Origin of the sequence: Streptomyces luteogriseus (assembly GCF_014205055.1) — a bacterium.
Taxonomy (GTDB): Bacteria; Actinomycetota; Actinomycetes; order Streptomycetales; family Streptomycetaceae; genus Streptomyces; species Streptomyces luteogriseus.
Genome location: NZ_JACHMS010000001.1, coordinates 2,895,668 through 2,907,679, shown reverse-complemented (window position 1 = coordinate 2,907,679; position 12,012 = coordinate 2,895,668). Strand labels below are relative to the sequence as shown.

Genomic DNA, 12,012 nt, shown 5'->3' with positions numbered 1-12,012 from the left:
GGGCGGCGGAAGATCTCCTGTCTGCCGCCCCCGTGAAAATGAAATAGACGTCTCACGATCCGGACCGGGGGCAGAAACTCCCGTCCGGTGAGTGAGACTGGTTCCACCGTAGACGGTAAAGAGGAAACGAGGTCGGATGATGCGTACGCGTCCGCTGAAGGTGGCGCTGCTGGGCTGTGGAGTGGTCGGCTCAGAGGTGGCGCGCATCATGACGACGCACGCCGACGACCTCACGGCCCGGATCGGGGCCCCGGTGGAACTCGCGGGTGTGGCCGTGCGGCGCCCCGACAAGGTGCGCGAGGGCATCGCCCCCGAGCTCGTCACCACCGACGCCACCGCCCTCGTCAAACGCGGCGACATCGACGTCGTGATCGAGGTCATCGGCGGCATCGAGCCCGCGCGCGGCCTCATCACCACCGCCTTCGAGCACGGCGCCTCCGTCGTCTCGGCCAACAAGGCGCTGCTCGCCCAGGACGGTGCCGCCCTGCACGCCGTCGCCGAGCAGCACGACAAGGACCTCTACTACGAGGCCGCCGTCGCCGGTGCCATCCCGCTGATCCGGCCGCTGCGCGAGTCCCTCGCCGGCGACAAGATCAACCGGGTGATGGGCATCGTCAACGGCACGACGAACTTCATCCTCGACGCGATGGACTCCACCGGCGCCGGCTACCAGGAGGCCCTCGACGAGGCCACCGCCCTGGGGTACGCGGAGGCCGACCCGACCGCCGACGTCGAGGGCTTCGACGCCGCCGCCAAGGCCGCGATCCTCGCCGGCATCGCGTTCCACACACGCGTGCGCCTCGACGACGTCTACCGCGAGGGCATGACCGAGGTGACCGCGGCCGACTTCGCTTCCGCGAAGGAGATGGGCTGCACCATCAAACTGCTCGCCATCTGTGAGCGGGCCGAGGACGGGGGCTCCGTCACCGCGCGCGTGCACCCGGCCATGATCCCGCTGAGCCACCCGCTGGCCTCCGTCCGCGGCGCCTACAACGCCGTGTTCGTCGAGTCCGACGCCGCCGGGCAGCTCATGTTCTACGGGCCCGGAGCGGGCGGTTCCCCGACCGCCTCCGCCGTGCTCGGCGATCTCGTCGCCGTCTGCCGCAACCGGCTGAGCGGCGCGACCGGACCGGGCGAGTCCGCCTATGCCGCGCTGCCGGTGTCCCCGATGGGCGACGTCGTCACGCGGTACCACATCAGCCTCGACGTGGCCGACAAACCGGGTGTTCTCGCCCAGGTCGCGACCGTCTTCGCCGAGCACGGAGTCTCGATCGATACGGTTCGCCAGTCGGGGAAGGACGGCGAGGCCTCCCTCGTCGTCGTCACGCACCGTGCGTCCGACGCGGCCCTCACCGGGACCGTCGAGGCGTTGCGCAAGCTCGACACCGTGCGTGGTGTCGCCAGCATCATGCGGGTTGAAGGAGAGTAACCAGCAATGACCCACCAGTGGCGCGGAATCATCGAGGAGTACCGGGACCGGCTGCCCGTCTCCGACAGCACGCCGGTCGTGACGCTCCGCGAGGGCGGTACGCCCCTCGTGCCCGCGCGGGTGCTCTCCGAGCGCACGGGCTGCGAGGTCCACCTCAAGGTCGAGGGCGCGAATCCGACCGGGTCCTTCAAGGACCGCGGCATGACCATGGCCATCACCCGGGCCAAGGAGGAGGGCGCGCAGGCCGTCATCTGCGCCTCCACCGGCAACACGTCGGCCTCCGCCGCCGCGTACGCCGTGCGGGCCGGGATGGTCTGCGCCGTGCTCGTGCCGCAGGGCAAGATCGCGCTCGGCAAGATGGGCCAGGCCCTCGTGCACGGCGCGAAGATCCTCCAGGTCGACGGCAACTTCGACGACTGCCTCACACTCGCCCGCGGCCTGAGCGACAACTACCCCGTCTCGCTGGTCAATTCGGTCAACCCGGTACGTATCGAGGGTCAGAAGACGGCGGCGTTCGAGATCGTGGACATGCTCGGCGACGCGCCCGACATCCACGTCCTGCCGGTCGGCAACGCGGGCAACATCACGGCCTATTGGAAGGGCTACACGGAGTACGCCGCCGACGGCGTGGCGACCCGGAAGCCGCGGATGTGGGGCTTCCAAGCCTCCGGCAGCGCCCCTATCGTGCGCGGCGAGGTCGTCAAGGACCCCTCGACCATCGCCACGGCCATCCGCATCGGCAATCCGGCCTCCTGGCAGTACGCGCTCGCCGCGCGGGACGAGTCGGGCGGCTCCATCGACGAGGTGACGGACCGTGAGATCCTGCGCGCCTACCGGCTGTTGGCCTCGCAGGAGGGCGTCTTCGTCGAACCGGCGTCCGCCGCGTCCGTCGCCGGTCTGCTGAAGGCCGCCGAGCAGGGCAAGGTCGACCCGGGGCAGCGGATCGTGTGCACCGTCACCGGCAACGGGCTGAAGGACCCCGACTGGGCCGTCGCCGGCGCCCCGCAGCCGGTGACCGTACCCGTCGACGCGGCGGCCGCCGCGGAGCGCCTCGGCCTGGTCTGACCTGCGGCGACGCACCGGGCGCCGGTGCAGCGCCGGACACGGTCCGGCGTAGGACGGCGCGCGCCCGGGGGCGATTCCCACGGGGGGTGCACAGGGGGCTTACGACACGCATCGTGCGCCTCCTGTGCGCCCTATGTCGCCACAGAACCTTCCTTCGATAGGCTGTACTGAACCCGCCCGCCGCATATGCCTCCGCACGGAGCGCGGTGCCGCGCCGTCTCCACGGCCGGGACAGCGGCCGGCCATCGCGGTCGGCAGCGGCCCCCGGGGTTCTCGTACGCCATCGAATGTCCACTGAACGTCATTCGACAATCACCGCAGCTCAAGGAGAGTCATCGAGCGATGGCCGGTCCAGCGTTCCGCGCCGCCGCCGTCCGGGTGCGCGTCCCCGCCACCAGCGCCAACCTCGGCCCGGGCTTCGACGCCCTCGGCCTCGCGCTGGGCTTGTACGACGACGTGGTCGTCCGGGTGGCCGACTCCGGGCTGCACATCGACATCGCGGGTGAGGGAAGCGAGACGCTCCCGCGCGACGAGCAACACCTTCTCGTGCGTTCCCTGCGCACCGCCTTCGACCTGCTGGGCGGACAGCCTCGCGGTCTGGAGATCGTCTGCGCCAACCGCATTCCGCACGGCCGGGGCCTCGGCTCCTCCTCGGCCGCCATCTGCGCCGGGATCGTCGCCGCCCGCGCCGTGACCATAGGGGCCGACGCCAAGCTCGACGACACGGCGCTGCTGGAACTCGCCACCGAGATCGAGGGCCACCCCGACAACGTCGCGGCCTGCCTGCTCGGCGGCTTCACGCTGTCGTGGATGGAGGGCGGCGCCGCCCGCGCGATCAGGATGGACCCCGCCGATTCCATCGTTCCGGTGGTTTTCGTCCCCGGAAAGCCGGTCCTGACCGAGACGGCGCGCGGCCTGCTCCCGCGCACCGTTCCGCACGTCGACGCAGCCACCAATGCGGGCCGGGCCGCCCTGCTCGTCGAAGCCATGACGCGCCGCCCCGAACTGCTGCTGCCCGCCACCGAGGACCGTCTGCACCAGGAGTACCGCGCACCGGCCATGCCCGAGAGCACGGCACTGGTGGAGCGGCTGCGGGGCGACGGCATCCCCGCGGTCATCTCCGGGGCCGGACCCACGGTCATGGCCCTGGCCGACGCGGAGACCGCCGACAAGGTCGAGGCCCTGGCGGGCGTGGACTGGGCCGCGAACCGGCTGAGCCTCGATCAGCGGGGCGCGAGCGTGCTGCCGCTCGCGGCCTCCGGTGACATCTGAAACGGCGCGATTACCGGATTTCGAGAGGGGGAATGTTTGTTGGATCCGGTAGTGTTAACCTCAAGTCTGCACCCGGCCCCACCATGGCGAGGTGCCTTGTGTCCCCGTCCGGGACAGACATTCTTCCGGGAGCCCCCCAAGCCGCACTGTGTTCCGTACGTCGGACCGTACGCCGTACAAGGGCACTGAGCGGGGCGCAGGGCATGCTCCGGAACCGGTGCGACCACGCCGCGTGACACTGACACTGGGTGCCACGACTCAAGGAAGCGCCATCACCAGATTCCTCCGCCGTTCAGGCGGACCACCGCCCCGGCACGGTTCACACCACACGGACCGAAGTCGGACAGCACAACCGGTCGCCGAGCCAGACAGGCCGACGTCCGCTCCAGGGAAGGACCCTTCGTGAGCGACACCACCGATCTGATGGGCGCACGTGTCGAGGAGACCGCTGCCGCGCCCTCCACGGACGCCTCCGCGCCTGCCACCGGTGCCGGCTCCCGGCGGCGCCGCGGTACCGGCCTCGAGGGCATGGTGCTGGCCGAGCTGCAGCAGGTCGCATCCGGCCTCGGCATCAGGGGCACCGCGCGTATGCGCAAGAGCCAGCTGATCGAGGTCATCAAGGAGGCACAGGCGTCCGGCGGCGCCGCTCCGGCCGCGAAGGCCGACGCGCCCGCCGAGACCAAGCCCAAGCGCCGCGCCACCTCGCGCACCCGTACGGGCGACAACGCCGAGAAGGCGGACAAGAAGGCGGACGCGAAGGAGGCCTCCCAGGCCCCCGCGGACAAGGCCGACAAGGCCGTGGCCCAGCAGCAGATCGAGATCCCCGGCCAGCCGGCCGGCGGCCCCTCCCGCGACGGGGGGGACGACGCGCCCGAGCGCCGTCGTCGCCGGGCCACCGCAGAAGCCGGAGCCCCGGCCTCCGCTGCCGCGGAGACCATCGTCGCCGAGGCGAAGAACGACACCAAGGCCGAGGCGCCCGCTCAGTCGCAGCAGCAGTCCCAGGGCAACAACGAGGCCAAGTCCGACGCCGGTGACGGCGGCGAGGGCCGTCGTCGCGACCGCCGTGACCGTGACCGCGGCCGGGACCGTGACCGGGACCGCGACCGTGACCGCCGTGGCGGCAAGGGCGACGACCAGCAGGGCGGCCAGCGCGGCCAGCAGCAGGGCCAGGGCGGCGGCGGCAGGCCGGACCGCGGCCAGCAGCAGCAACAGGACGACGACGACTTCGAGGGCGGGCGTCGTGGCCGTCGCGGGCGCTACCGCGACCGCCGGGGCCGTCGCGGCCGCGACGACATCGCCTCCGAGCCGCAGATCAACGAGGACGACGTCCTGATCCCCGTCGCGGGCATCCTGGACATCCTCGACAACTACGCGTTCATCCGCACGTCGGGCTACCTGCCCGGCCCGAACGACGTGTACGTCTCCCTCGCCCAGGTCCGCAAGAACGGCCTGCGCAAGGGCGACCACGTCACCGGTGCCGTGCGTCAGCCCAAGGACGGCGAGCGGCGCGAGAAGTTCAACGCGCTGGTGCGTCTGGACTCCGTCAACGGCATGGCGCCCGAATCGGGGCGCGGGCGGCCGGAGTTCAACAAGCTGACGCCGCTGTACCCGCAGGACCGGCTCCGTCTGGAGACGGACCCGGGCGTCCTCACCACCCGCATCATCGACCTCGTCGCGCCGATCGGTAAGGGCCAGCGTGGTCTGATCGTGGCCCCGCCGAAGACCGGCAAGACCATGATCATGCAGGCGATCGCCAACGCGATCACCCACAACAACCCCGAGTGCCACCTGATGGTCGTCCTCGTCGACGAGCGTCCGGAAGAGGTCACCGACATGCAGCGGTCGGTGAAGGGCGAGGTCATCTCCTCGACCTTCGACCGCCCGGCCGAGGACCACACCACGGTCGCCGAGCTGGCCATCGAGCGCGCCAAGCGTCTGGTGGAGCTGGGCCACGACGTGGTCGTGCTGCTCGACTCGATCACCCGTCTGGGACGTGCGTACAACCTCGCCGCCCCGGCCTCCGGCCGCATCCTGTCCGGTGGTGTCGACTCGACGGCGCTGTACCCGCCGAAGCGCTTCTTCGGTGCGGCCCGCAACATCGAGGACGGCGGCTCGCTGACGATCCTCGCCACCGCCCTGGTGGACACCGGGTCCCGCATGGACGAGGTCATCTTCGAGGAGTTCAAGGGCACCGGCAACGCCGAGCTCAAGCTCGACCGGAAGCTCGCCGACAAGCGCATCTTCCCGGCGGTGGACGTCGACGCGTCCGGCACCCGCAAGGAAGAGATCCTGCTCGCTCCCGACGAGCTCGCCATCGTCTGGAAGCTGCGCCGGGTGCTGCACGCCCTCGACCAGCAGCAGGCGGTCGAGCTGCTTCTCGACAAGATGAAGCAGACGAAGTCGAACGCCGAGTTCCTCATGCAGATCCAGAAGACCACCCCGACGCCGGGCAACGGCGACTGAGGCAGGTCTGCCGAGTAACGACCGCACAAGAGGGCCGTCCCCCGAACTGGGGGCGGCCCTCTGTGGTGTTCGTGTGCGGGTAGGATCACGCTCTCTTCGAACTTGTGATCCCGAGGGGGGACATTCGTGGGTACAGCCATGCCCGGGGGCGGTCGGCACAGACGCCGAATACGCATCGCACTTCCCGTCGCCGCGGCGGGTGTCGCCGCCGCCGTGGCCGGCGCGCTGCTGACGACGTCCGCCGGGGCGACCACCCCGCTGCCCGAGCCGATGGTCAGGCCCGCCACCGCCTCGCCGTCGCCCGCCGAGCTGCAGAAGCGCGTCGCGGGCGCCATGGCCGGTGACGACGTCGCCGGCAAGACGGGCAAGGCCGCGCTCACCGCGGGCACCGTCGCCGGCCGCATCGACCCGAAGGTCATCGGCGGCAACGAGACCACCATCAGTACGGCCCCGTGGATGGCGCAGCTCCTCTACTCCGACAACCGGGGCACCTCCAGCACTCGTGACGACATCGGGTTCTTCTGCGGCGGCGCGGTCATCGCGCCGACGAAGATCCTCACCGCCGCGCACTGCGTCAAGGGCTACAACTGGGGGGCCCACGGCGCCGTCGTCACCGGCACCTCCAGGCTGCCCTCGGACAACGGCACCGACCTGCACGGCGGTACCGCCACGGCAGTCCTGAGGCAGTGGAACCACCCGTTGTACAACGCGACGACCATCGACAACGACATCGCGGTACTGACGCTCGACACACCGGTCAAGGCCACGCCCATCCGGATGACGACGTCCGGTGACACCGCGTCGTACAAGGCGGGCACCAACGCCAAGGTCTACGGCTGGGGCCGCACCAGCTCCACCAGCGACGACATCTCCGAGACGCTGAAGACCGCCACGCTGCCCATGCAGTCCGACACGACCTGCTTTGGCGCGTACGGCAGGGACTTCGTCAAGGGCCACATGGTCTGCGCGGGCAAGCCCGCCACCGGCAGCGACGCCGACACCGTCTCCGCCTGCAACGGCGACTCCGGTGGCCCCCTGGTGGTCGGCAACCGGATCGTCGGCGTCGTGTCCTGGGGCGTCACCGACTGCGTCGCCAAGGGCGCCTACAGCGTCTTCAGCAAGGTCAGCACGTACGTCGGCGCCGCCTACCCGCGCGTCGACGACGCCAACCTCAGCGGCGACAGCAAGGCCGACCTGTGGGTGCGCAACGCCTCCACCAAGACCGGCTACTCCAAGAACTCCAACGGCACGTCCTTCGCCGCCCGCGAGTCCTGGGGCAACTGGAACGGCGTGAACGTCGTCCTGCAGACGGACCTCGACCGTGACGGCTACCAGGACCTCGTCCACCGGCGCAGCAGCGACGGCGACGTCTTCTGGGCCTCCGGCCGTACGGGCACCACCAAGCAGATCGCCGACAACTGGAAGACCCGCACCCGGATCGTCGCCCCCGGTGACGTCACCGGCGACTACCTGCCCGACCTGCTCTCGGTCGACTCCGCGGGCGTCATGTGGATCTACCCGGGCAAGGGCAACGGCACCTTCGCGTCCCGTGTGAAGGTCGGCTCCGGCTGGAACCAGTACAACTCCGTGCGCGGCAAGGGCGACTTCACCGGGGACGGCAAGACCGACCTGATCGCCCGCAGCAAGTCCGGCAGTGCCATCTACCTCTACAAGGGCACCGGCAAGGCCGGCTCGGGCGCCTTCTCGGCCCGGGTCAAGGTGCGCACGTGGGACGGCTACAACGCCTTCGACGCGCCCGGCGACGTCACCGGCGACGGCAAGGCCGACTTCCTGGCCCGCACCCCCGGGGGCACGCTCTACCTGTACGCGGGCACCGGCAAGGGGACCAGCGAGATCTTTGCCACACGGAAGTCCGTCGGCACCGATTTCAAGCAGTACGACATCTTCGGCTGAAATTGCAGGTGAGCGAGGCTCACCCCGCTGTGACGAACACGGACTGTGCCCACCGCCGCACGCGGTGGGCACAGTCCGTTGTGCAACCCTTTCCCGAGTTTCTCCGTCTGACCAGGTGGGGCGACGATAGTGCGAGGAAGGGCCTTTCTCGGCCACGCCTGGCACTGACCGCAGGGGGTAACCGACCGTAGAAGAGCTGAGGAGTACATGTCTGCCGAGAGCACGCCGGATCCGGGTATACCGGGCAATACCGGCACCAACGGAGCGCGTCACCGCGGCAAGGGCAAGCGCCGCAAGCCCCAGCAGCGACGCAAGGGCTTGATGATCGCGGCCTGGACGGCCGCGGGCATCGTCGTGCTGGGCGGCACCGGGGCCGGGTACCTGTACTTCAAGCTCAACGGCAACCTCAAGAGCGTCGACATCGACCAGGCCCTCGGCACGGACCGGCCCAAGAAGGCCGACAACGGCTCCGAGAACATCCTGGTCCTCGGCTCGGACACCCGCGCCGGCGGCAACAAGAAGCTCGGCGGCGGCACCGACGACGGCAGCGCCCGCTCCGACACGGCGATGATCGTGCACGTCTACAAGGGCCACAAGAAGGCCAGCGTGGTCTCCATCCCGCGCGACACCCTCATCGACCGCCCCTCGTGCACGGACACCAAGGGCGACGAGCACCCCGCCGCCCGCAGCGTGATGTTCAACTCCGCGTACTCCACCGGTGGGGCCGCCTGCGCCGTGAAGACCGTCGAGTCGATCACCGACCTGCGCATGGACCACTACCTCGAGGTCGACTTCGCCGGCTTCCAGAAGCTCATCGACGACCTCGGCGGCGTCGAGATCACCACGACCAAGAACATCGACGACCCCGACAGCCATCTGAAGCTGAAGGCCGGCACCCACACGCTCGACGGCAAGCAGGCCCTCGGCCTGGTCCGCACCAGACACGGCGTCGGCGACGGCTCCGACCTGGGCCGCATCCAGCTCCAGCAGGCCTTCATCAAGGCCCTGGTCAACCAGATCAAGGACGTCGGCGTCTTCTCGAATCCGAAGAAGCTGCTCGACCTCGCGGAAACCGCGACCAGGACGGTGACGGCCGACTCCGACCTCGGCTCGGTCAACAAGCTCGCGTCCTTCGCGAACGGACTCAAGGGCATCAGCCCGTCCAACATGCACATGATCACGATGCCGGTGGCCTACGACCCGGCCGACCCCAACCGCGTCCTCCTCCAGGAGAAGAAGGCCGACCAGATCTGGAAGGCACTGGAGCAGGACAAGCCGATCCCGAAGAGCGCGACGAAGGGCGGCGCCTCCGGCGAGGCCAAGGGGGTCGTCAGCGCCCCGTAGGGGCGCGTGGCCGTGCCGATGGGCCGCTCCGCCGCACGGGCGCGAACAACCCCCACCGGCCCGCGGGGGAATAGATCACCACAACCCCCGGTTTTGGGAGTAGGCCCCAGTCCTGGCAGACTGGTACGTCGGCTCCGGTTCACGCTCCCGCACCCCGCGTCAGCGACCCGGCGCCCTCCCGAACCTAGGAGACACCTTGAAGCGCGACATCCACCCCGAGTACGTCGAGACGCAGGTCAGCTGCACCTGTGGCGCGTCGTTCACCACCCGCAGCACCATCGAGTCCGGCAGCATCCGCGCCGATGTCTGCTCCGAGTGCCACCCGTTCTACACGGGCAAGCAGAAGATCCTCGACACCGGTGGCCGTGTGGCCCGCTTCGAGGCCCGCTTCGGCAAGGCCGCCGGCTCCAAGAAGTAGCGAGCCTCAATTCGCCGGTCCACGGAGGCGCCCCACACCGGGCGCTCCGGGACCGGCGTTTTTGGTCGCCCGCCCTTCACCCCCGTCCGTTCACAGGAGCCCAAGATGTTCGAGGCCGTCGAGGAACTCGTCGCCGAGCACGCCGACCTTGAGAAGAAGGTCGCCGACCCGTCGGTCCACTCCGACCAGGCCAACGCGCGCAAGCTGAACAAGCGTTACGCCGAGCTCACCCCGATCGTCGCCACGTACCGCTCCTGGAAGCAGACCGGCGACGACATCGAGACCGCGCGCGAACTGGGCGCCGACGACCCGGAGTTCGCCGCCGAGGTCAAGGAGCTGGAGAAGGCCCGCGAGGAGCTGACGGAGAAGCTGCGGCTTCTCCTCGTCCCGCGTGACCCCAGCGACGACAAGGACGTCATCCTCGAGATCAAGGCGGGCGCGGGCGGCGACGAGTCGGCGCTGTTCGCAGGCGACCTGCTGCGCATGTACCTGCGCTACGCCGAGCGGGTCGGCTGGAAGACCGAGATCATCGACGCCACCGAGTCCGAGCTGGGCGGCTACAAGGACGTCCAGGTCGCCGTGAAGACCAAGGGCGGCCAGGGCGCCACGGAGCCCGGCCAGGGCGTCTGGGCGCGGCTGAAGTACGAGGGCGGCGTGCACCGCGTGCAGCGCGTCCCCGCGACGGAGTCCCAGGGCCGTATCCACACCTCCGCGGCCGGTGTGCTCGTCACGCCCGAGGCCGAGGAGGTCGACGTCGAGATCAACCCGAACGACCTCCGCATCGACGTCTACCGGTCCTCCGGGCCCGGCGGACAGTCCGTCAACACCACCGACTCCGCCGTGCGCATCACGCACATTCCCACCGGAGTCGTCGCCTCCTGCCAGAACGAGAAGAGCCAGCTGCAGAACAAGGAGCAGGCACTGCGTATCCTGCGCTCCAGGCTGCTCGCAGCGGCGCAGGAGGAGGCGGAGAGGGAGGCCGCCGACGCCCGCCGCAGTCAGGTCCGCACCGTCGACCGCTCCGAGAAGATCCGCACGTACAACTTCCCGGAGAACCGTCTCTCGGACCACCGTGTCGGCTTCAAGGCGTACAACCTGGACCAGGTCCTGGACGGCGATCTCGACGCGGTGATCCAGGCCTGCGTCGACGCGGACTCCGCTGCGAAGCTGGCGGCCGCGTAAGGCAGGCACGAGCACGTACGAGTAATACGGAGGACTTGCGTGAATCTGCTGCTCGCGGAGGTGGCCCAGGCCACCCAGCGGCTCGCCGACGCCGGCGTGCCCTCGCCGCGTACCGACGCGGAGGAACTCGCCGCGTTCGTGCACGGCGTCAAGCGCGGCGAGCTGCACTCCGTCAAGGACTCCGACTTCGACGCCCGCTACTGGGAGGTCATCGCCCGCCGCGAGGCCCGCGAACCGCTCCAGCACATCACCGGGCGTGCCTACTTCCGCTACCTGGAACTCCAGGTCGGTCCCGGGGTGTTCGTGCCGCGGCCCGAGACGGAGTCGGTGGTCGGCTGGGCCATAGACGCCGTGCGGGCCATGGACGTCGTCGAGCCGTGCATCGTCGACCTGTGCACCGGCTCCGGAGCCATCGCGCTGGCCCTCGCCCAGGAGGTGCCGCGCTCGCGCGTGCACGCCGTGGAGCTGTCCGAGGACGCCCTCAAGTGGACCCGCAAGAACGTCGAGGGATCCAGGGTCGACCTGCGGCAGGGCAACGCCCTCACCGCCTTCCCGGACCTGGACGGCCAGGTCGACCTGGTCATCACCAACCCGCCGTACATCCCGCTCACGGAGTGGGAGTACGTCGCCCCCGAGGCGCGGGACTACGACCCCGGCCTCGCCCTCTTCTCCGGTGAGGACGGCCTCGACCTCATCCGCGGCCTGGAACGCACCGCGCACCGGCTGCTGCGCCCGGGCGGTGTGGTCGTCGTCGAGCACGCGGACACCCAGGGCGGCCAGGTGCCGTGGATCTTCGCCGAGGACCGCGGCTGGACCGACGCGGCCGACCACCCGGACCTGAACAACCGCCCGCGCTTCGCCACGGCCCGCAAGGCGCTGCCGTGAGCACACCGGGCACCCCGCGCTCTTCGCGGACTTCATCCCA

The 12,012-nt window shown here is 70.0% G+C and carries 9 protein-coding genes; all 9 read left to right on the top strand.

The features are described 5' to 3' along the window. The first annotated feature begins 136 nt into the window (after positions 1–136). The 9 genes from BJ965_RS12310 to prmC all read left to right on the top strand — a co-directional run bounded on the left by BJ965_RS12310 (position 137) and on the right by prmC (position 11,972). Complete coding sequence (locus tag BJ965_RS12310) at positions 137–1,429, top strand: homoserine dehydrogenase (protein WP_030854989.1); 1,293 nt, start codon at positions 137–139, stop codon at positions 1,427–1,429. Between the two features lie 6 nt (positions 1,430–1,435). After that, positions 1,436–2,494, top strand: a complete 1,059-nt coding sequence (gene thrC / locus BJ965_RS12305; RefSeq protein WP_184908685.1) for a threonine synthase — start codon at positions 1,436–1,438, stop codon at positions 2,492–2,494. Between the two features lie 342 nt (positions 2,495–2,836). Then, positions 2,837–3,766 (top strand): homoserine kinase, encoded by a 930-nt coding sequence (gene thrB / locus BJ965_RS12300; protein WP_184908684.1) that lies wholly within the window; start codon positions 2,837–2,839, stop codon positions 3,764–3,766. A gap of 402 nt (positions 3,767–4,168) precedes the next feature. Further along, the gene (gene rho / locus BJ965_RS12295) at positions 4,169–6,229 is read left to right on the top strand and encodes a transcription termination factor Rho (RefSeq protein WP_184908683.1); all 2,061 of its coding nucleotides are present in this window, start codon (positions 4,169–4,171) and stop codon (positions 6,227–6,229) included. A 138-nt stretch (positions 6,230–6,367) separates the two neighbouring features. Further along, on the top strand, positions 6,368–8,143 hold the full coding sequence (locus tag BJ965_RS12290; protein WP_184917087.1) for a trypsin-like serine protease: 1,776 nt from the start codon (positions 6,368–6,370) through the stop codon (positions 8,141–8,143). A gap of 207 nt (positions 8,144–8,350) precedes the next feature. After that, positions 8,351–9,487 carry an LCP family protein gene (locus BJ965_RS12285; RefSeq protein WP_184908682.1) on the top strand — a complete coding sequence of 379 codons (1,137 nt, stop codon included), beginning with the start codon at positions 8,351–8,353 and terminating at the stop codon, positions 9,485–9,487. 196 nt (positions 9,488–9,683) lie between these two features. Beyond that, positions 9,684–9,905 (top strand): 50S ribosomal protein L31, encoded by a 222-nt coding sequence (rpmE, locus tag BJ965_RS12280; RefSeq protein WP_184908681.1) that lies wholly within the window; start codon positions 9,684–9,686, stop codon positions 9,903–9,905. 105 nt (positions 9,906–10,010) lie between these two features. Further along, complete coding sequence (prfA, locus tag BJ965_RS12275) at positions 10,011–11,087, top strand: peptide chain release factor 1 (protein WP_184908680.1); 1,077 nt, start codon at positions 10,011–10,013, stop codon at positions 11,085–11,087. Positions 11,088–11,126: 39 nt separating this feature from the next. After that, positions 11,127–11,972, top strand: coding sequence for a peptide chain release factor N(5)-glutamine methyltransferase (prmC, locus tag BJ965_RS12270; protein WP_142159458.1), 846 nt, complete (start codon positions 11,127–11,129; stop codon positions 11,970–11,972). Positions 11,973–12,012 lie beyond the last annotated feature (40 nt).